At 63.7% G+C, this 20,678-nt stretch carries 17 protein-coding genes; 1 reads left to right on the forward strand and 16 read right to left on the reverse strand.

Features of this window, described 5'->3' with window-relative positions; translation table 11 throughout:
- Window positions 1–10: 10 nt before the first annotated feature.
- The 8 genes from G8E10_RS14825 to G8E10_RS26315 form a co-directional block, all read right to left on the reverse strand.
- Window positions 11–1,276 carry an acyl-CoA dehydrogenase family protein gene (locus G8E10_RS14825; RefSeq protein WP_167129895.1) on the reverse strand — a complete coding sequence of 422 codons (1,266 nt, stop codon included), beginning with the start codon at window positions 1,274–1,276 and terminating at the stop codon, window positions 11–13.
- Between the two features lie 123 nt (window positions 1,277–1,399).
- Window positions 1,400–2,527, reverse strand: coding sequence for an LLM class flavin-dependent oxidoreductase (locus G8E10_RS14830; protein ID WP_132665773.1), 1,128 nt, complete (start codon window positions 2,525–2,527; stop codon window positions 1,400–1,402).
- A gap of 167 nt (window positions 2,528–2,694) precedes the next feature.
- A complete protein-coding gene (locus G8E10_RS14835) occupies window positions 2,695–3,789 on the reverse strand; it encodes an LLM class flavin-dependent oxidoreductase (protein ID WP_167129896.1) in 1,095 nt (364 codons plus the stop codon).
- Window positions 3,786–5,507 carry a dipeptide ABC transporter ATP-binding protein gene (locus tag G8E10_RS14840; protein ID WP_167129897.1) on the reverse strand — a complete coding sequence of 574 codons (1,722 nt, stop codon included), beginning with the start codon at window positions 5,505–5,507 and terminating at the stop codon, window positions 3,786–3,788. The genes G8E10_RS14835 and G8E10_RS14840 overlap by 4 nt, the downstream gene beginning before the upstream one ends.
- Window positions 5,486–6,331 carry an ABC transporter permease gene (locus tag G8E10_RS14845; RefSeq protein ID WP_167129898.1) on the reverse strand — a complete coding sequence of 282 codons (846 nt, stop codon included), beginning with the start codon at window positions 6,329–6,331 and terminating at the stop codon, window positions 5,486–5,488. Before G8E10_RS14845 ends, G8E10_RS14840 begins: the two co-directional genes overlap by 22 nt.
- On the reverse strand, window positions 6,328–7,323 hold the full coding sequence (locus G8E10_RS14850; RefSeq protein ID WP_167129899.1) for an ABC transporter permease: 996 nt from the start codon (window positions 7,321–7,323) through the stop codon (window positions 6,328–6,330). The genes G8E10_RS14845 and G8E10_RS14850 overlap by 4 nt, the downstream gene beginning before the upstream one ends.
- Window positions 7,324–7,348: 25 nt before the next feature.
- Window positions 7,349–9,013 carry an ABC transporter substrate-binding protein gene (locus tag G8E10_RS14855; protein ID WP_167129900.1) on the reverse strand — a complete coding sequence of 555 codons (1,665 nt, stop codon included), beginning with the start codon at window positions 9,011–9,013 and terminating at the stop codon, window positions 7,349–7,351.
- 834 nt (window positions 9,014–9,847) lie between these two features.
- The gene (locus tag G8E10_RS26315; protein ID WP_425530845.1) at window positions 9,848–10,222 is read right to left on the reverse strand and encodes an ArsR/SmtB family transcription factor; all 375 of its coding nucleotides are present in this window, start codon (window positions 10,220–10,222) and stop codon (window positions 9,848–9,850) included.
- Between the two features lie 380 nt (window positions 10,223–10,602).
- On the opposite strand from G8E10_RS26315, the gene G8E10_RS14865 reads away from it, so the two are divergent.
- Window positions 10,603–11,418: a calcium-binding protein gene (locus G8E10_RS14865; RefSeq protein ID WP_167129902.1), complete on the forward strand. Its 816-nt coding sequence runs from the start codon at window positions 10,603–10,605 to the stop codon at window positions 11,416–11,418.
- An 831-nt stretch (window positions 11,419–12,249) separates the two neighbouring features.
- On the opposite strand, the gene G8E10_RS14870 is transcribed toward G8E10_RS14865, so the two are convergent.
- The 8 genes from G8E10_RS14870 to tauA all read right to left on the reverse strand — a co-directional run bounded on the left by G8E10_RS14870 (window position 12,250) and on the right by tauA (window position 20,608).
- Window positions 12,250–12,579, reverse strand: coding sequence for a hypothetical protein (locus tag G8E10_RS14870; RefSeq protein ID WP_167129903.1), 330 nt, complete (start codon window positions 12,577–12,579; stop codon window positions 12,250–12,252).
- Between the two features lie 95 nt (window positions 12,580–12,674).
- Complete coding sequence (locus tag G8E10_RS14875; RefSeq protein WP_167129904.1) at window positions 12,675–15,029, reverse strand: molybdopterin-dependent oxidoreductase; 2,355 nt, start codon at window positions 15,027–15,029, stop codon at window positions 12,675–12,677.
- A gap of 14 nt (window positions 15,030–15,043) precedes the next feature.
- Window positions 15,044–16,480 carry an FAD-binding oxidoreductase gene (locus G8E10_RS14880; RefSeq protein WP_167129905.1) on the reverse strand — a complete coding sequence of 479 codons (1,437 nt, stop codon included), beginning with the start codon at window positions 16,478–16,480 and terminating at the stop codon, window positions 15,044–15,046.
- Window positions 16,481–16,521: 41 nt separating this feature from the next.
- Window positions 16,522–17,124: a 2-hydroxychromene-2-carboxylate isomerase gene (locus tag G8E10_RS14885; protein WP_167129906.1), complete on the reverse strand. Its 603-nt coding sequence runs from the start codon at window positions 17,122–17,124 to the stop codon at window positions 16,522–16,524.
- A complete protein-coding gene (locus tag G8E10_RS14890) occupies window positions 17,121–17,717 on the reverse strand; it encodes a TetR/AcrR family transcriptional regulator (RefSeq protein WP_132449335.1) in 597 nt (198 codons plus the stop codon). Before G8E10_RS14890 ends, G8E10_RS14885 begins: the two co-directional genes overlap by 4 nt.
- A gap of 142 nt (window positions 17,718–17,859) precedes the next feature.
- Window positions 17,860–18,645 (reverse strand): ABC transporter permease subunit, encoded by a 786-nt coding sequence (locus G8E10_RS14895; RefSeq protein WP_281517608.1) that lies wholly within the window; start codon window positions 18,643–18,645, stop codon window positions 17,860–17,862.
- 92 nt (window positions 18,646–18,737) lie between these two features.
- Window positions 18,738–19,529, reverse strand: coding sequence for a taurine ABC transporter ATP-binding protein (locus G8E10_RS14900; protein ID WP_167129908.1), 792 nt, complete (start codon window positions 19,527–19,529; stop codon window positions 18,738–18,740).
- A 65-nt stretch (window positions 19,530–19,594) separates the two neighbouring features.
- The gene (tauA, locus tag G8E10_RS14905) at window positions 19,595–20,608 is read right to left on the reverse strand and encodes a taurine ABC transporter substrate-binding protein (RefSeq protein ID WP_167129909.1); all 1,014 of its coding nucleotides are present in this window, start codon (window positions 20,606–20,608) and stop codon (window positions 19,595–19,597) included.
- Window positions 20,609–20,678: the final 70 nt, after the last annotated feature.

The following is a 20,678-nucleotide window of genomic DNA, read 5'->3' on the forward strand; positions in this document are numbered from 1 at the left end:
TCCGATCGCGTCAGGCGGTCTTCAGGGCGGGGAGGGGCGCGGCCGTTGTCGTGGCCGTCGGGCTTTCGGCGTCCGTCTTCGCCCAGCGGTCAAAGGCGCTTTTGCCGAGCAGCGAGAGGGAGGTATCCTCCTGCGGGGCATGGACGAGCACGGACTGGATGTCGCGGAAGTGCCGTTCGAGCCCGAGATCGGCGCCGAGGCCCGGATTGCCGATGCCGCGCACGGCGATCTGCACGGCATCGCGTAGCTGCCGGCCGGCCAGAAGGCGGGCGCGGATCAGCGCTTCGGTTTCGTCGCCCCGGTGTGCGAGCGTATCGAAGATCAGCTGTCGGGCACCGGAGACGAGCAGGTCGATCTCGCCCGAGAGCGTCACGAAACGCTCGGTGCGGGCGATGGGATGACCGAGATTGGCGGGCACGCGCTCGTGTGCAAAGCGGATGAAGGCCTCCTGCGCGGCTTCGGCCACGCCGAGATAGAGCGCGGTGAGCGCGAGCGTCATGCCGGCATGGGCGCGATTGTCCTGTTGGGCGACGGAGGGATCGACCAGATCAAGCACGTTTTCGGCCGGGATCTCCACATCGGTGTAGGCGACATCATGCGAGCCGCTGGCGCGCATGCCGAGGCTGTTCCAGTTCTCGATAACCTCGATGCCGGGCAAGCCGTTTTCCACGACGAAGGTGCCGACGCGCGAAGGCGTCTCGTCCGTATGGGCCCAGACGAGGAAGTGGGTGAGGCCATAAGCCCCAGTGACGAAGCGCTTGCGGCCGGAGATCGACCAGCCGGTGGCCGTGCGCCGGGCGACGGTTGCAGGCAGGCCGCCGCGCGCCGGCGAGCCAAGTTCGGGCTCGACGCGGGCCGCGTTGATCAGCAGCGGGCGGTCTTTTGCCTGATCGAGCAGCCGCCGATAGAGATCGTCCGGCCAGTGGCCCTTCGCCGCCTGCCCCAGATGATTGAAGAGCGTCATGGCGCTGATCAGCGCGACGGAGGGATCGCCTCGGCCGAGCGCTTGAAGAATGGTGGCAGCGTCCAATAGCGTGCCGCCGGGCCCGCCATAGCGAGTGGCCACGGTGTGTTCCAGAAGGCCGCTACGGTGCACGGCCTCGATGCCCGCCCAAGGGAACCGGCCGGATGTATCCGCCTCCGGCGCGGCGTTCGCGACCGCTCGGACGGTGGCCTCGGGAACGGTCGGGTTGGATACGGGGACCTTGGAAACTTGGACCTGGGAAACTTGGGCCGGGGAAACGTTGAGGGGACGATGCAGTGGGGTCGCGGACATGGGGTCGGGGCTTTCTGGCTTTCGCATAACATCCGGCATGGCGCACCTTTGCGGACGCGGAAAGGCGCGCTTGCGGCGTTTGCAAACCGGACGCGGGCGGTGTCCGGTTTGCGATCCTTGAGGTCAGGCGGCCGCTTTCTTGCCGCCGTCTTTGCCGGCCTGTTCGCTCGCCTCTTCCCGTGCGCGAATACCTTCGCGCACCAGCGGCAGGACGTAGCGGCCATAGTCCACGGCGTCGTTATAGTTGTCGTAACCGCGGATCGAGATGAGGTCGGCGCCGAGATCGATATAGTCGAGGATGGAATCCGCGATGGTCTGCGGCGAGCCGACCAGTGCCGTGGTGGCGCCGCTCGCATTGGTGGCCGTGACCGTGGGGTACCAGAGCGCCCGGTCGTGCACATGGCCGCGCGCGGCAATATCCAGAAGCCGCTGCGAGCCGACATTGGCGGGCGGTGCCGACGAGACGGGCTTGCGGGAAAGGCCCTTTTCGCGGTTCGCGTTCAGCTGGTCGAGCACCTTGTGGGCCTTGACCCAGGCCAGTTCGTCCGTCTCGGCGATGATCGGGCGGAAGGTGACCCAGATGCGGGGGCGGTCGGTGCGGCCGGCCTTGGCGGCTTCCTCGTAGACCCGGTCTATCTGCTGCTTCGTCTCGGCCAGCGGTTCGCCCCAGAGGCCGAAGATGTCGCAGAGCGCGCCGCCGATGCGGTAGGCGGCATCCGACGAGCCACCGAGCGAGATCGGGATATGCCCCTTGGTCGGGCGCACATTGCTGATGAACTGCTTGAACTGGTAGTATTTTCCGTCGAAATCGAAGGGCTCGGTCGCGCTCCAGACAAGCCGCAGGATGCGGATATATTCCTCCTGCCGCTCATAGCGCTCTTCCTTGTTGAGAAAGTCGCCCTCACGTGCTTGCTCGTCGTCGCTGCCGCCGGCAATGAAGTGGACGACGACGCGTCCGCCGCTCAGCTGGTCGAGGGTGGCCAGCGCCTTCGCTGCGACCGTGGGGTAGACGGTGTTCGGCCGCAAAGCGACAATGATGTTGATGTTCTTGGTATGCGCCAGGATCGTCGCGCCGATGGTGAAGGGATCGAAGGACGACGACGCATAGGGGATCAGCGTGTAGTTGAAGCCGTAATCGTCCAGCGTGCGCGCATAGCGTTGCAGATAGGCCGGATCGATCGGTGCCTGCGGCTGGGGATGAAGGTCGTTGGATTCGTTCGGAAAGGTAACGCTGATGAATTCTGCTGGCACGAGGCGTGTCTCCCATACGGTAGGTAGCCGGCTCATACGAGGCCGGTCGATGCTGTCAGCCTAAGGCGCGATATCGGGACGAGGAAGACAGGTCGTTCTATTTCTAGTGATTCTATAGAAAATATTCCTAAACTCGGTCCGGTTGCCGCGAGTCCAACGTCCGGACATTACCACGAGGCCGACCAACCGAGACTGGGCGCAACCGTTTCCGCAAAATCGCCGAGGACGCGCAGGTTTTCCGCAAGGCCGAAGCCGGGCGGCAGGAAGAGGATGATCTCGTCGGCGGCGCTGAGGCCGGGATCGCTCGCGATCGCCTCGACAACCCGGTCGGGCGTGCCGTGGAACACCGGCGAGATCTGCGAGCCCGGCGGCTGTACGGCTGCGGGTGCCAGCGCGCCCTTGGGCCGCGACGCAGCAATGCCGAGCGTCCGGCGTTCGCGATCGTAGGCAGCATAGGTTTCCAGAAGGTGGGGAGACGTCGCTGGGAGAATGGAGGCTGCGACCGTGACCAGCGGCGGCTTCGTGCCCCAGAGCTCGTGCCAGCGGGCGCGAAAGGCGGCGATGCCGCGCGCCTGATAGGCGCCAAAGGCCTCGCCCTCGTCATGATCGTGCTGAACGGTACCGCAGACGAGGCCGATGCCGAGTTCGGCCGCCTGCACGGCGGAGGCAAGGCTGGCCGAGCCCTGGCGGATGCGGGCGGCAAGTGTCGGGCTGTGCGGAGTCACGCGCAGCTGCGTCCCCGCCGGCGCGCCTTCGCCGGGGTCGGTCACGGTGTGCAGCACCTCGCCGCGCACGGCGGCCAGAAACCGCGCCTGCCGGCGCTTGGCTTCCGTCCGCGCATCCGTGCCGACCGTGTCGAATACGGCATCGAAGGCGGCATTCGCGCCGGTGGCGATCGCCAGTTCCAGCCGGCCGTCGATCAGGAGATCGGTGGTGCCGGCAGCTTCAGCCAGAAGGATCGGGTCCTGATAGCGCATGGGAATGACGGCGGAGCCGAAGGTGATGCGCCGTGCGTGCTGGCCGGCGGCGGCAAAGAAGGGCAGCGGCGACGATAGATAGTGATCGAAGTGCCGCTGGTATGCCCAGCCCGACTGGTAGCCCAGCCGCTCCGCCGCCGTGTAGAGCGCGATGCCGTCGCGCAGGCCCTGTGCGGGCCCGGCCGCGTCGTTGAAGGCGACGCGGGTGTTGAAGCCGATCCGCGTCTTCGCCCGGAACGCGGTGTTGGCAGTGGGTGCGAAGGATGTGGCAGCAGCGGCGGTCATGCGATCTGCTCTTGCCCGAACACCGGCTGGACTGCCGGCCGTACGGTGCGCGCCCGCACGGGCGAGGCTGCTCCCGAGGGGATCGATTGCAGCAGCGCCACCGTATAGGGTTCGCGCGGGTTCTCGAAGATGTCGGAGACCGTACCATGCTCGACAATGCGGCCATGGCGCATGACCGACACCGTGTGGGCGAGCTGGCGCACGAGCGCGAGATCGTGGGAGACGAACACATAGGTGAGGCCGAGCTTCGCCTGCAGCTCAAGCAGCACCGCGACGATATCGGCCTGCACGGTGACATCGAGTGCGGAGGTCGGCTCGTCCAGCACGATCACGTCGGGCCGCAGCACCAGCGACCGGGCAATCGCCACCCGCTGGCGCTGCCCGCCGGAGAGCGCCTGCGGCTTGCGCGTGACCAGATGCGCACCGAGCCCGACATCGACAAGGGCCGCGCGCACCCATTCGGCCCGCTCGGCCGGTGTCCCGATCTTAAACCGGTCGAGCGGTTCGCGCACCAGGCGCTCGACGGTCCATGTTGGATCGAGCGAGGTGAAGGGGTTCTGGTAGACGAGCTGCAAATGCCGCCAGGCGCTTTGCATCGAGCGGTGCGTGCGCCCGGTGATCGTCTCGCCCGCGACCGTGATCTCGCCGCACTCGGGCTGTTCCAGCCCAAGCAGCAGCCGGATCGTCGTCGTCTTGCCGGAACCGGACTCGCCGACCAGCGCATGCGTCGTACCGGAGGGTACGGAAAAGGAGACGTCGTTGACAGCTGTCAACACGTTGCCATCGACCTCGAAGGTCTTGGTGAGATTCTGGACCAAGATCTTCGGCGCCTGCCCGTCATCGCCAAGACGGCGGAAGCCGGGATCGCGGAGCGTCGCATAGCGGTGGGGATTGAGCGCCGGCACATCGGCATGCAGCTTCTTCGCGTAAGGCGAGGAGGGAGCCGCAAAGACCGTGGCCGTGCTGCCCGCCTCCTGCACCGAACCGTCCTTGAGGACGACGATGCTGTCGGCCCGCTCGGCCGCGATCGCAAGATCGTGGGTGATGAGCAGCAGGCTGATGTCGAGATCGTGCTGAAGGCGGGAGAGGAGATCGAGGATGCGCTTCTGAATGGTGACGTCGAGGGCCGAGGTCGGCTCGTCCGCCACCAGCAACAGCGGCCTTGGCAGAACGGCCAAGCCGATCAGCACGCGCTGGAGCATGCCGCCCGAGAGCTGGTGCGGATAGGAGTCATAAACGCGCTGTGGATTGTCGAGCCCGACCTGCGCGAAGGTTTCAAGGATGCGTTCCCTTGCTATACGCGGATCGCGCTCGTCGGCGAGCGCTGCGGCCTCCAGCGCCTGCGAGCCGATGGTGCGGACGGGGTTGAGCGCATTGCCCGGGTCCTGTGGCACGAAGCCGATGGCCCGCCCGCGCAAAGGCCGGAAGCGTCGCTCCGACAGTCCCAGAATATCCTCGCCGTCGAACGAGACGCGGCCCTTGACCCGGGTAGCCCCGGGAAGCAGGCGCAGCACGGTGCGGGCGATGGTGGACTTGCCGGAGCCGGACTCGCCGATGAGCGCCAGGCTCTTGCCGCGACCGAGCGAGAAGCCGACATCGGTCACGACGCGGTTCGCACCATAGGAGACGTTGAGGTCTTCGACGTGAAGGAGCGGCGTGGGTCTGTCCACCTGAACGTTGTGGGGGAAGGCGGTGGTCAGTCTGTCGTGCGGAGCCATCGGCTGATCCTGTTTACTGAGAGGACTGTGGCAATCGTGACGAGGGCGGGGGCGTAAACCAACCAGGGCCATTTGGGGTAATCCTTGCCGATCGAGATCAGCAGGCCCCAGTCGGAGGCGGGCGGCGGATCGCCGTAGCTGAGGAAGGCGAGGCTGGCGATGACGAGGATCGAGTCCCCGAAATGCAGCACGCCCAGTGGTAGCACGGAGCGCGAGGCATTGGGCAGCACGTGGCGAAGGAGGATGTGCCAGCGCGAGCCGCCCGACAGGAACGACGCCTCAACGAAGGTCGCCTCCCGCGTCTTGATCACCTCCGACCGCATGACGCGGGCAAAGACCGCGACGGCGGAGACGCCCGTTGCAATCGCCGCATTGATGGTGTCGAAGCCGATGGCTGTGACGACGATGACCGCGAGCAGGAACTTCGGGATCGCCAGAAGCACATCGACGAAGCGGGCAAGTACCGTGTCGACCCAGCCGCCGAGAAAGCCCGCGACGAGCCCGATGAGGCCACCGGCGAGAACGCCGATGACGACGGCGATGAGTGCGCTGGTGACCGAGGAAGCACTGCCGAAGACCACGCGGGCAAAGAGGTCGCGGCCGAGATGATCGGTGCCGAACCAGTGCGCAAGGCTTGGCCCCAAGAGCTTGTCGGCCGGCACACCGGCGATCGGGTCATGGCCGGTGAAGAGGCCGGGCACGAGCGACCAGGCAATGACAAGTGCGACGAAAACGAGCGACAGGACGACGGGAAGCGGCGGAAGCGCCGCTCGCCGGCGTGTCGGGGCGAGGTGTGCGGCGGTGGCTGTGGAGAGGAGGGTCATGGTGCCGATGCTCCCGCGGGTTTGGACGCGGGTGAGCGCGGGGTTCTTGCCCCCAGCAGCTTCACGCGCGGATCGAGCAGGGGATAGACGAGATCGGCGATGAGGTTGGCGAGCACGAAGACAACGGCGGCCAGCGACACCACGGCCTGCAGCACCGGCAGGTCCTGCGTGCTGACCGAGCGCTGCACGTGGCTGCCGATGCCGGTACGGCCGAAAACCGTCTCGGTGATCAGCGACCCGCCGAGCAGCTCGCCGATGGTGAGTGCGATAACGGTGACGACGGGCAACGAAGAGGGTTTCAGCAGGTGGCGGGTAAAGAGGCGGAACGGACGAAGTCCGCGCCCGCGCGCCACCGCGATGTAATCCTGGTCCGCTTCATGATCGAGGCTGGCGATCAGCACCTCGGCGATCTGGGCCGAGATGGGAATGGCGAGCGTGACCGCGGCAAAAAAGGTCGCCCAGGCGCTATCCGGATTGATGACCCGGAAGAGCCCGAGCTGGAAGCCGAAGAGATGGATGAGCACCAGCCCGATGACGAAGTTGGGCACCGAGAGGAACAGCGAGGGAAAGGCCCGCAGGAGGCCCTGCCCGTAGCGCTTCGGCAGAACCTGCGTGCCGTAGGCGACCACCACCGCCAGCACCAGCGCGAGGAACAGCGCCGATGTGGCCAGGATGAGCGTCGAGGGCAGCACCTCGGCGATCATCGTCGTCACCGGCCGGTGAGAGCGCATGGAAAGCCCGAGATCACCGGTGAGGAAGCCAGACAGCGACGACCAGAGCTGTTCCAGAACCGGTCTGTCAAGGCCCTGTGCCGCCACGATCTGCGCGATCTCCTCCTCGGAAAATCCGTTCTGGGGATTGCGCAGCACGCTGGTGATCGGGTCGCCGGGCAGGATGCTCACGACCACGAAGGTGAAGACGTAAGCGAGCAGGATGACGATGGCGGCCTGGGCCAACCGCTTGCCCGCATAGGTGAGATAGGCGCTGTTCATGGCGCGACCCCTGCGACGGCTGCTGTCACTGCCCAACCTCGCTCTTGGTCGCGGTGTAGTAGCTGGCATAGGCGACGCCGTTGTAGACCTCGCCCTTCAGTGCCGGCGACTGGACGTAGATGCGCTGGACGATTTCCGTACGGGGAATGAAGTAGCCCTGTTCGAGCACGTATTTTTGCAGCGCGTCGAGCAGTGGCGCGCGGGCATCCAGAGTGTCGGCGCTGGCGATTTTGTCCCGCAGGTCGTTGATGACCGTATCCCGCTCGTCGAGCGCGAACCAGTTTTCGCCGTTATTCGCATTGGTGAGGATGCCGGCGACGGTTCCGGCATCGATGAAGCTGCGCGTGACCTCATAGGCCGGAACGGCCACACCGCCGAATTTCACCTTCTCGCCGAAGGTCACCACGTCATAGGCGCGGATCACGACCTTCCAGCCGATCTTGCCGAGTTGCTGGGAGATGAGCTCGTCGATCGACTTGGAAGCTGCGAGATAGGGGTTCGAATGAAGCGTCAGCAACAGCGGCTTGCCGTCCTTGGTCCGCACGCCATCTGCGCCCTTGACCCAGCCGGCCTCATCGAGAAGCTTCTCGGCCTTTTCCGGATTGTAGACGAGCAGATCGCTGTGGTCAGTCGCGCCGGGCACGTTGCTCTGGATGAACGAGGTCGCGAGCTTCCAGTCGGGCGTATAGACCGTGTCGATGATCTCCTGCCGGTTGATGCCCGCCTGCAGCGCCTGACGCACCTTCACATCGTCGTAAGGCGCGAGCTTGGTGTTGATGGCGAGGCCGTTGACGAAGCCGAGATAGCGCGGCGTGGCGACCGTGAAACCCTCGTCCTTCAGCGACGATAGCTCCTGGGGCGAGGCGTTGTAGGCGACGTCGGCCTGGCCGGACTGGACGGAGGCGATGCGCAGGGACGGCTCGGAAACGAGCTTGTAGGTGATCGTGTCGAGGAAGGCCGGACCGGTGTGGCCGACGGCGGCCGGACCCCAGTTGTAGTCCTTGCGCTTGGTGAGCGTGACGTGATCGCCCTCCTTCCAGGACTCCACGATGTAGGGTCCGCTGCCCGAGCTCTTGCTGAGATCCGCCTGCTCGGTCGCCGGCTGCGCGATGGTCTTCGGCGAAATGAGGATGGATCCGTGATAGCCGAGCGTCGGGATTAAGCCAAGCGTGGGCTTCTTAAAGAAGACCTTGACCGTCGCGGCATCCACGGCCTCGGCCCGTTCATAGGTTTTCGGGAACAGGAAGATGGGGTTGATGCCCTCCTTCTTGCGGCCGGCCGACCAGATGTCGAGATTGGCGATCACCGCGGTCGCATCGACCGGGGTGCCATCCGAGAACGTCACACCCTGCTTGAGATGCAGCGTGAATTCCGTCGCCGTGGCGTTCTGCTCCCAGCGCTCGGCAATCCAGGGGCTCGCCTGGCCCTGCGCATCGACATAGACGAGCTTGTCGGCCACATGGCCCCAGATATGGCCTTGGAAGCTTGAGATCGCGCTGTTGTTGGGGATCCAGGTATCGCCGAGCGAGTCGATGAGGAAGGTGATATCGCCACCCTCTTTCTTGGCGTCATCGGCGAGCGTCGCGGCGGGGCCAGCCAGCGTCGCAAGAAGTGCCAGCGCCGTGAAGGCCGAAGTGGCACGCAGCAGGCGGCGGCGGGTGGGGGAAAGCAGGGAGGCGCGGTCGGTCATACGGGGTTCCTGAAAAGGTTCGGGTTCTCTTAGGCCCGCCGGCCGGTTTCGGCTCTCGCGGGATGTCGATCGTTTGGCTGGCTAATGATCTGATGCCGGACAACAGGTACGACCAGTGGCAAGGCAACGAGCGGCACCCTGCGCTGAAAAGCGCGTTGCGGATCTTGGAACTGAGGGGGCTGTCGTCTCTCGGGTCACGGTGTCAGGCTCTCGTTTCTTGAGACCTAGACTAGGGGTCTGCGCGCGCGATGAGAAAGACCAGTTGTTCTTATTCGATCGAATTTATAGATTATTTTGGTCGATTTTCGCCTTAGCCGGGATCAGCGTTTCAGGCGGGGATCAAGATGATCAAGGACCGGCGGCTGCGGCACGAGCTTTGGGATGGTTGCGACGGACCAGAAGCAGAGCGCAGGCGACTTCGCTGCGCGTATTCTGTCGCCAAACGTCATATCGACGCCGAGGTGCGTAGGACGCTATCGAAGTCGCTTTCACGATTACGATCGCTCTGTCGAGCGTATCCTCGTCCGGTCTAATTGGACAACGACCGGCATAACGTGGCTCTCCAGAACTTCACCTTCAGATAGGGCATGTCCAGCATATGCACCCTTACGCTCCGCTTTTGTTCGTTCGTATGTCAACGGTGCGGGATGAGCGGGAAGAATTCAAGGACCTGAACAGAGGCATTTGATCCCTGACACTTGCCCTTCGAATGGGATCCCGGATTGTTGGCAGTCTCATCGTCACGCTCTTTCGCACCTCGAGCGGAATGTGCAACTACTCTGCTGTAAGCGACCTCCGTTACGCTGCCCGTATCGTGTCGAGAGGTTGGTGCCGCTACGGCCACGCCGGCTTTCTATGGTCCTCGACAGCATGCTCTTCAGCGATCGAAAGCAGCCGCTTTAATGTCTCAACCCATCTTGGCTCGATTGCGCAATATCGCCACTGCTTGTCTTTTCTCTGCGAAATTATTCCCAACCCCTTGAAAATCTTGAGATGCTGTGACGTCGCTGATTGAGAAAGACCAACGCGGTCCGACAAGTCGCCAACCTGAGTCTCACCCGTAAGCATGATTTGAGTCATTCGAACCCTCGCTGAATTCGCTAGTGCAGTAATAATTGCAGCGGCCTGTTTTGCTTGGCTCTCCGTCATACAAATCCTCCTCCTCTGTATCGTCGCGCAATGAGCGAATCTTATGGGTAAGCCTGCCATTAGAAGATTGCGCGCGCTCGTACGAAGTCTAGGTCAGCTCGTTCAGCGGGTCAGAGCCAGCATTCAGCATCACGGGTGCACTCTAAGCTAACGGCATCGAAGATGTTTCCTAAGACGGTACCGCAACCGAGGGCAATCGGCGAGAGCGTCGAATGCTGGAGCATCCCGAACAAGATTCGAATTGTCCGGTAGACGCCGCGAGCCAGCGTTGATGGCTTACAAACTCTGATTTTGGTCGCGAGTCGGGTCTGCAGTTTCATTCGTTCGCATTGTACGTTTCCACAACCGAGGCGAGTCGCATTCTTTTTAGCGCGGCTCGCATCCGCTTGACTTTGTGCAATCTTAAAGTGTTATGCTGCTTACACTCACAGGAGGGGAAGATGGGCGTTACGATACGGGTCGGGGGAGACTACAGTCTCGACATGACGGACTACGATCTTGATTTGTCGTCTTTGGGCAATGTCTACATTTCGTCATACAACAAGACGACGATTAGTGGTTATGTGGGCAGCTTGAAGGTCGTGATCAACGGCAAGGGTTTCTCTTACAGCGACGATGGGCTGGTGGGCGGAACTGTCACAGGGTTCACTGAAAAATACGGAAGTTCGCTGTACGCTTCGGTGTCCGGCCTCAATCTGTCCGTGAAGACCATCATCAAGCTCGCAGAGAGTGGCAGCGAAAATGCGATAAAGTCAGCCGTTAAAACCGCCCTAGCCGGCGCTGACGATATTTACGGCAGCAATTCCTCGGACGTGCTTTTCGGATATAGCGGAAACGACACTATCTCAGGCAACCGCGGCAATGATCGGCTTGTTGGCGGAGCCGGGAACGACAAACTCATCGGCGGGATTGGTGCCGACGCTCTTCTTGGCGAAGGCGGCAAGGATACCTTCGTCTACAAGACGGTGAGCGAGTCCAGTGCGCAACTTGGCATCGACACGATCTTCGATTTCTCCGGCGCAGGTGGGGATCGCATCGACCTATCGGGTATCGATGCCAACACCAAGACCGCCAAGAACGACGGGTTTTACTTTGTCGGCTCGAAGGCGTTCTCGGGCACTGCTGGCGAACTTCGCGTGGAAAAGCAGGCTTCCGACACGTATGTTTACGGGGACACGAACGGGGATAAAGTGGCCGATTTCCAGCTTCATTTCGATGATCCGATCGTTATGAGCAAAGGCTTCTTCATTCTCTAGTCCAGCCACATCAACATCGCTCGGTTCGAGAGTGAAGAGTTCGCGTGGTTGCCTGCTCGTATACAAAAGCGCCGTCATGACCATGGAGGTGAGGGCGGCATCTTGGAAGAACTCGGCGGCGTGCTCATCGTATACCGGACGGGTGCCCGATCTCGTAAGTGTCGGGCGCCGATTTACGCCTTTGTTTCCACACCGCACCCATCGCTTGACCTCAGCCCACTCGTTTTTTACCGCAGGATTCCACACTGCAATAAACGGTGTGAAGAGTTGCAGGTAACGTGTCGGGTCGGTCGTGCCAGGTTACAGCCTCAGGTACAGCACGTTCAAGTCGTTCCGGTCGATGTATCACAGCCGCCTATTGTCTGTCATTTGACAGGAGAAGTGAGAGAACGCGTGGAACCTCTCCCAACGTGGTGGGCTTCGACGGCCGTGTTTGACGTCGCGACGGCATTCTTGCCGAAAACGCTTTCATCGAGCTGCTTGTGCCCACGGAGAATGCGAATGGTCTCGACCGTCGGTCTTTGTCGACACCAAGACGGTGTTGTCGCAAACGATCCCGCGGAGCTGAAGGTCTGAGCTGTCTCCTTCATTTGCAAGTTCGAAGGCCACCACGACCCCCTGAAAGAGGACGCGATTGCGTGCGGCACGGATGCCGAAAAAGTTCATGTTTCTGTTGAGAGTGGTGACATACGTCCGGGCTGGTGGACCGCGACTGAACATCAGATGACAGGAAGTGATTTATTAGCACGGTGCGGCAGCAATCGCTCTCACTGTCGACTTCCGACAAAAGAAAGAGCCGCCGCTCTCTGCAGAGCGGCGGCCATTGAACTGCTATCGAATGACCAGACGGAAGACTTCCGGTGCGTAGTAGTAACCGTCGGAGTGGCGACGGTAGCCACGACGGGCCTCGCGGTAGCCGCGGTGACCGCGCCAGTAGCCCCGACGCTCTTCGCGACGTTCCATGCGGCGCTCATGCCTGCGATCCTGGCGCTTCATCCAACGGGGGCGATCGTCGCGATGACGATACTGAACCTGCTGTGCGTCCACGGTCAGCTGAACGGGCGCCGGCACGATCGGTGCGGCAGATGCGGCTGAGAAGCTTGTAAGGCCCAGCACGACCGCAACAGCGGCAGCGCCGAAAACATGAGTGAACTTGGTCATTGGGTCATCCTTGCTAAGTAAGTCTTACTATTAGGCGGCAAGGGATGAACCTAGGGTGAATAGTCTGTTCATCCAGAGGGGGCATCGTGTCATCGTTATTTTCCGCTGCTTTTGGCCCGTGGCTCCAACGATGACCCTGATGGAAGGTGTGCAAACCTAATCGGCTCGAAGATCCGTACCGGCGGCGGGGTGCCGGCGAAGCGCTCGATCTCGACGCGGGTGAGCTGTCCCGTGCAGCCCTGTGCGAGTTGAGAAGTGCCGATGTCGCGGGTGAGGATGTTGGGGTTGCCGTGGATGCACGTGGCCTCTTCGGCCGTCGGATCGTGCGGCTCGAACCAGGCGCCGGTGGCAAGCTGCATCACGCCGGCGCGCAAGGCATCGCTGAGCACGGCGGCGGCAAGGCAGCTGCCGCGCGCGTTGAAGAGACGCACCACGTCGCCATCCTGAATGCCACGCGCGGCGGCGTCTGCCGGGTGGATGCGCAGGGCCTCGCGGCCGTCGATCTTGGTCGCCCGGCTGACGGCGCCGTAATCGAGTTGGCTGTGCAGGCGCTGATGCGGCTGGTTGCAAACGAGGTGCAGCGGGGCGGGGTCCGCGCCTGCTCCTGCTCTTGCGGCTTCTGCATGCGGCGGATACCAGCGCGGGTGGCCTTGGCAATCCTCGTAGCCGAAGCTCTCGATCGTTTGCGAGAAGATCTCGATCTTGCCCGAGGGGGTCGCGAGCGGGGAGGCGTGCGGATCGTCCCGGAAGGCGCGGGCGGGACCACCGGTGTCGGGCTTGACCGGCAAAGTGAGCTCGCCGCGTGCCCAGAAGGTCTCGAAATCCGGGGCCTCATGGCCGCCAGCGTCGAGCGCCTTTCGCGTCGTGTCGTAGAGGACGGCCAGCCAGTCGCGGGCGCTGCGGTTTTCGGTGAAGGCCTCTGCGGTACCGAGCAGGCGGGCAAGGCCCGAGAAGATGGCGTAGTCGTCGCGCGCCTCGCCCACGGGTGCGATCAGCTGTTTCATGGCGATCATCAGGGGATCGCCCGAGGCAGCGCCGATATCGTCGCGCTCCAGCGTCGTGGTTGCCGGCAGCACGATATCGGCGTGGCGGGCCGACGACGTCCAGGCCGTTTCGTGCACAATGATGGTCTCCGGACGCCGGAACGCGGCGCGGAGACGGTTGAGATCCTGATGATGGTGGAAGGGATTGCCGCCGGCCCAGTAGACGAGCTTGATATCCGGATAGCGCCGCGCCTGCCCGTTATAGGCATAGGGTGCGCTCGGCTGGAGCAGCATGTCGGCGATGCGTGCGACGGGGATGAAGTCGGCGACCGGGTTGCGGAACTGATCGAGCGTCGGCAGGGGAACAGTGAGATCGTGCTTGCCGGTATTGCCGAGCGCGCCGAGCGAATAGGAATAGCCGCCGCCGTCGAGCCCCATCTGACCGAGCATGGCGGCAAGCACAATGCCCATCCAGACCGGCTGTTCGCCATGGTCTGCCCGCTGCAGCGAGTGGCTGACGGTGACGAGCGTTCTTGACCGCGCCATGTCGCGGGCGAGCGTGCGGATCGTGTCCGCATCGATACCGCAGAGGGCGGAGGCCCATTCGGGGGTCTTTTCCACACCGTCGGATGCGCCGGTGAGATAGGCCTCGAAAGCGAGGTAGCCGACCGTGTAGCGATCGAGGAAGGCGCGGTCGTGCAGAAGCTCGGTGGCAAGGACATGCGCAATGCCCAGCATCAGCGCGACGTCCGTTCCCGGTACGATCGACAGCCATTCGCCGTTCGCTTCCGGCGGGAAATCGTCTCTCAGCGGGCTGACGAGGATGAAGCGGCAGCCGCGCGCGCTGGCACTGCCGATCCTGTCGCGCACGATATGCGCGCTGTTGCCGCCGCCATGCACATCCGCATTCTTGATGGCCATGCCGCCGAAGGCGACGACCATTTGGGAGCTGCGCGCGATGGCATCCCAGGTGACGCTCTTTCGCTCCACGTGATCATAGGGGCCAAGGACATGCGGCATGATGACCATGGCAGCGCCAGAGCTGTAGGTGTTGACGGATTTCACATAGCCGCCGAGCAGGTTCAGGAACCGGTGGACCTGGCTCTGCGCATGGTGGAAGCGCCCGGCGCTCGCCCAGCCATAGGACCCGCCGAACACGGCCTGCGGGCCGTGCGTGTCGTAGACCCTGCGAAGCTCAGCTGCGACCAGCGCCAGCGCCTCGTCCCATTCGACCTCGACGAATTCGTCTGCGCCACGCGCGGCGGCTGCACCGGGTCCGTGCTCCAGCCAGCCGCGCCGCACAGCCGGACGGCGGATACGCATGGGGCTATCGGCGCTGGCGGGCAGGTTGCCGAGGAGTGGCGAGGGGTGGGGATCGCCGGAATGTGGGCGGATTTCGAGTGCGCCGTCCTGAACGCGGCCGGAAAAGGCGCCCCAGTGCGAGCTGTGAGTCTTGAAGGGCGTCATAGGCGCTGGTCCTCTCAATGGTCGGACGGGAAGGCGTCGTCGGGCAGGATCTTGCCGGGGTTCATGATGCCCTTGGGGTCGATGGCGGCCTTGATGATGCCCATGAGATCGACGGCGCTGCCATGTTCACGCCTGAGATAGTCGATCTTGCCGGTGCCGACGCCATGCTCGCCGGTGGAGGTGCCGCCGACGGAGATGGCGTGGTGGACCATCGCCTTGTTGATGGCAGCGACCTCGTCGAGTTCGGCTTTGTTTTGCGGATCGACGGCGAAGACGACATGGTAATTGCCATCGCCGACATGGCCGAGAATGGCGGCAGGGACGCTGCAGCTCTTCAGAAGCTCGCGTGTCATCAGGATGCAGCCGGCAAGCTCCGATACGGGCACGCAAACATCCGACGACCAGCCCTTGGCGTTCGGGCGCTGGGAGACGACGGCATAGAACGCGTTGTGCCGCCCCTTCCACAGGCGGTTGCGCTCTTCCGGCGTGCTGGCGAAGGCGAAATCGCGGCCGCCATTCTCCTCGACGATGGCGGCGACCATCTCCACCTGCTCGGCGACGGCGGCCGGCGAGCCGTGGAATTCGAAGGCGAGCGTGTCCTCGACGTCGAGCGAGAGGCTGGAATAGCGGTTGACGGCGTCGATCAGCCCGCGATCCATCAACTCCATGCGGGCAACGGGAATGCCGAGCTGCACCACGGAGATGGCGGCTGCCACCGCTTGCTCGACGCTTGGAAAAGAGCAGAGCGCGGCCGAGATGGTTTCCGGCACGCCATAAAGCCGGAGCGTTACCTCGGTGATGATGCCGAGCGTGCCTTCGGACCCGACGAAAAGCCGGGTGAGATCGTAGCCGGCCGACGATTTTCGCGCCCGGCCGCCGGTGCGGATGATCTCGCCGCTCGGCAGCACCACGGTCAGCGACAGCACGTTCTCGCGCATGGTGCCGTAACGCACGGCATTGGTGCCGGAGGCCCGGGTGGCCGCCATTCCGCCGAGCGAGGCATTGGCGCCGGGGTCGATGGGGAAGAAGAGACCGGTGTCGCGCAGATGCGTGTTCAGCTGCTCGCGCGTCACGCCCGCCTCGACCGTGCAGTCCAGATCTTGCGCGGTGATCCGCAGGATCTTCGTCATGCGCGAGAGGTCGATGCTCACGCCACCATGAAGCGCGGTTAGATGCCCTTCGAGCGACGTGCCCGTGCCGTAGGGAATGACCGGCACGCCCGCCTCGGCGCAGAGACGGACGATGTCGGACACCTCCTGCGTCGTTTCCGCAAAGACCACGGCATCGGGAATGGCCGGCGTGTGGTGGGACTCGCCACGGCCATGCTGCTCGCGCAACGCCTGCGATGCCGAAAACCGGTCCTCGAACCGCGATCTCAGCCGTTCGAGCAGCGCGGCGAGAGGCGCCCCCTGTTCGAGGGTCTGCGAGGAAAAAGCGGGGGATGAGGACATAAGATACTCCGGGGATTCGGGTGATCGCAGGTCGTCTGCGATCAGGCGATCGGCGCTTCGCCGTTCAGGTGGCGCTCGAGAAAGGGAAGGCTGTCCTGTCCCCAATAGAGTTCGTTCTCGAAGCGATAGGTCGGCAGGCCGAAGACGCCGGCGGCCGAGGCGACGTCCCTGTTCGACGCCCAGATGGCGCGGATCTCGTCCGATTGCGCAAGCTTTTCGAGCGCCGCGCCGTCCAGTCCGGCAGCGTCGGCAATGGCGATACGCACTTCCGGTTTACCGATATCCGAACCATGGCTCCAGAAGGCTTCCTGCAGGGAGGCGGTCAGCGCCAGCCAGTCCTTGCCCGTTTCGATGGCGGCAATCACCAGCAGGCCGGCTGGGGTCGGGTCGGAGAGGGCGGCCCGATTTTCGAAGGTCAGGGTCTTGCCGCGATGAGCCGCCCAGCGCTTCAGGTCCTTCGTCCAGTAGGTCCGGCGTGGCTCTGGCCGGTTGCGCGAATAGATGCCGCCATTGTCCTCGATGAGAGGGATGAGATAGGGGCGGATGGTGACGCCTTGGCGCTCGGCAAGCTCGCGAAAGGGCGCAAGGCCGATGAAGGCGAAGGGAGAGCCGATGCCGAAGAAGTAATCGATGGTCTTGGTCATGCACTTTTTCTTTCGTGGAGAATTCGGGTCTGGAGTCCGGGAGATATCGCGGCGTCGAAGACGGAGAGAGCGCAGTCGCGTGCGACAAGCACGGCCTGCGGATCGCGCCCGACGGCTACGGTGGACAGGGCGCCCTCGTAGAGCAGGGCAAGGTGTGCGGCCGGCTGATCCGGCGCGGCTGTGACCTGGGCGAGGACCCTGCGGAAGATGTCGCCGACGGCGGCCTTATGGGTGCGGGCGATCGTCGTGACCCGTTCGGATTCGCCGTGTTCCGCAACGGCTAGAGCGAAGGCGCAGCCCCGGAACTCCGGGCTGTCGGCCTTTTCATGCAGCCGCAGGAAGATCGCCTCGACCTGATCGCGCGGGACGCTAACCGTGGCGAGCACATCGTGCAGCGAGCGCAGCACGCGTTCGTGCCGATCCTGCAGATAGGCGGCAACCAGATGATCCTTCGACGGGAAATGCCGGTAGAGCGTCGCCTTGGCGACATTGGCCTCCTCGATGATACGGTCGATGCCAACGGCCCGAATGCCTTCCCGGTAGAAGAGCGTACTGGCGGAGGTGAGGATCTGATGGGCGATGGATGTTTTCATGGTGACGCCTTGTGAGGTTTCGGCCCTGACGCGCGGGTACGTTTAGCGGTGAAATACAGGAGAAAGACAAGTCTTTCTTGACAGTGACAGGATTTTTCCCGGTGATCGAGACGTTAGAGCGCTTCCCGGGAATGCCCCAACATCATGTCCGCCCCTTCCATGGCACCAGTGCGGCCTCCAGCAGACGGATGGCGGCGGCCGAGGAGAAAGCGCAGGCGGCGATGATGAAGATGCCGACGAAGACGACGTCGGTGGCGAGGAACTGGGCGGCCGACATGATCATGAAGCCGATGCCGCGCGTGGAGGCAATCAACTCCGCGGCCACCAGCGTTCCCCAGCCGATGCCAAGCGCGATGCGGACGCCGGTGAGGATTTCCGGTAGGGCCGATGGAAAGACGATATCGGTGAAGAGCTGGAAGCGGCTGGCGCCGAGCGACCGCGCCGCATTGATGCGCTCGATGGGCAGCGCCCGCACGCCGGCCTGCGCCGAGAGGCAGATGGGTGCGAACATGGCGAGCGTCAGCAGCGTGATCTTGGATGTTTCGCCGATGCCAAGCCAGATGATCATTAGCGGCAGGTAGGACAGCGGCGGCAGGGGCCAGTAGAACTCGATCGGCGTATCCAGCACGCCTTTGGCGACGCGGTTGACACCCATCAACAGGCCGATCGGGATGGCCAGGCTGATGGCGATGGCGGCGGCCGTGAGGATGCGGAACAGGCTGGCGAACAGATGCTCGCCGAGCGACGCGCCCGCATAGCCGTCGCGGTAGATGTTGGCGAATTGCGTCACCACCTCTGCTGGTGCGGGGAGAAAGAGCGGGGAAACGAGGCCCAACCACGATGTCGCCCACCATGCCGACAGGATGACCACGGCGGTGACAAGGCTGATGGCGGCCGTCGGGCGGCCCGCAATGCCGAAGCTCGTCATTTCCACCGTGCGGACCGGGCGGGGGAGGGGTTGCGACTGAGTGTGCGTGTGGAGCTGGTCGGGGCGGAGGACGGTGTCCTGGGTGATCTCGCTCATGCGGCGTCTCTTCTCACAGTGTCCGTGGCGTGCAGCATGGCGCGGATTTCCTCGCGCAGTTCGGCGAATTCCGGTGCGGTCTTGACCGCGCGCGCGTCGCCGCTTTCCGCGAATTGGCGCATGAACGGTGGATCGAACCGCCCGACGATGCGACCCGGGCGCGGCGACATGACGAGCACCTGCGTGCCGAGAAACAGCGCTTCCTCGATGGAATGGGTGATGAAAAAGATGCGTTTGCCCGTGCGCTTCCACACACCCACCAGCAGTTCCTGCATCTGCTCGCGCGTTAGGCTGTCGAGGGCGCCGAAGGGCTCGTCCATCAGCAGGATCTCCGGCTCTGTGGCGAGCGCCCGGGCGATGCCGACGCGCTGGCGCATGCCGCCCGACAGCTCGTAAGGATAGGCCGCAGCAAAATCGGCAAGGCCGACGAGGCGCAGCAGTTCCTCGACGCGGTCCCGCCGCACGGCACGCCCTATGCCCGCAAATTTCAGGCCGAGGCCGACATTCTCGATGACCGTCTTCCAGGGCAGCAGCGTATCCTTCTGGAAAACGACGCCGCGATCTGCACCGGGGCCCGAGACCGGCCGGCCATTGAGCGTGATCGTGCCCTCCGACAAAGGCAGGAAACCGGCAATGGCATTGAGAATGGTAGACTTGCCGCACCCCGAAGCGCCCAGCGCCACGACAAAGCCGCTGTCGGGAATGTCGAAGGATACCCGGTCCAGCGCCTGGACGGTTCGGCCATCGCGCGTGGCGAAGTAGACGCTGGCCTGATCGACTGAAAGCATAGGATAATCTCATGCATGCGACGCCAGCGCGGGGAGCGCCGGCGTCTGAGGTTTCAAAGACAGGATCAGTTGCTGGCGTTGGCCAGCGCCTCCGGCGTAACGAAGGCCGCATAGCTCGGCAGAACCTGCGAGACCTTGCCCTGGTCTTTCAGGAACTGGGCCGTGTCCTTGAGGATCTTCGCCGCACCCGAGGCCTCGCCGCCGCCGAGCCAGGCAGCCGATGCCTGCACGTCCGGCGTCAGGAGGTTGAGGTTTTTCAGCGCTGCCGCATGCTGCTCCGCCGTGCCGCCGAGGATTTTTGCAAGCGCCTTGGCGTTGTCGCTTTCGGGGCCCCAGGCTGCCTTGTCGGCGGCGAAGGAGGCGTAATATTTGTTGATCACGCCGGCATAGTCGCGCAGGAACTTCGGATTTTCGCTGGCAAAGTCCGAGGCCGCGACCCAGGCGGAGAAGGTCGGTGCGCCGCGTTCGGCCACCTCTTTCGAGGTGATCAGCACCTTGCCGTTCTTCTTCAGCTCGGTCAGCGCCGGATCCCAGACGAAGCCGCCGTCGATATCGCCGCGGGTATAGCTGGCGACGATTTCCGGCTGCGGGATGGCGAAGACCTGAACGTCCTTTTCCGAGAGGCCCAGCGACGCGATGAGGGCGAGCAGCTGATAATGATCCGTGGAGACGGGAGCGGCGGCGAGCTTCTTGCCCTTGAGGTCGTCGAGGCTTTCGATGCCCGAGCCACTGCGTACGACAAGCGCCTCGTCGATGCCGGAGATGGAGGAGAGATAGAAGGCCTTCACATCGAGGCCGCGCGAAGTCGCTGCCGCAAACGGGCTGGAGCCGACATAGCCGATCTGCACATCGCCCGAGGCAATGGCCGCGAAGATCTCGGCGCCGGAGTTGAACTTGCGGAAATCGATCTCGGTGCCGGTAGCCTTGGCGAATTCGCCATTGGCAATCGCAACCGAGGAGGGCAGCGCATCCGTCTGGTAGCCGACGACCACCTTCTTATCCGCCGCTGCTGCAACGGACGCGATTGAGAGACTTGCAAGACCGACGGCCGCGGCCGCGAAGAATGATTTCAATGTCATATGTGCCACCTTCACGCGGAAGACCTCCTCCGCGCCTCGAATTCGGCCTTCAGGATGCGCGAGCGGAGCA

Source organism: Ferranicluibacter rubi (assembly GCF_011603255.1).
GTDB classification, from domain to species: domain Bacteria; phylum Pseudomonadota; class Alphaproteobacteria; order Rhizobiales; family Rhizobiaceae; genus Ferranicluibacter; species Ferranicluibacter rubi.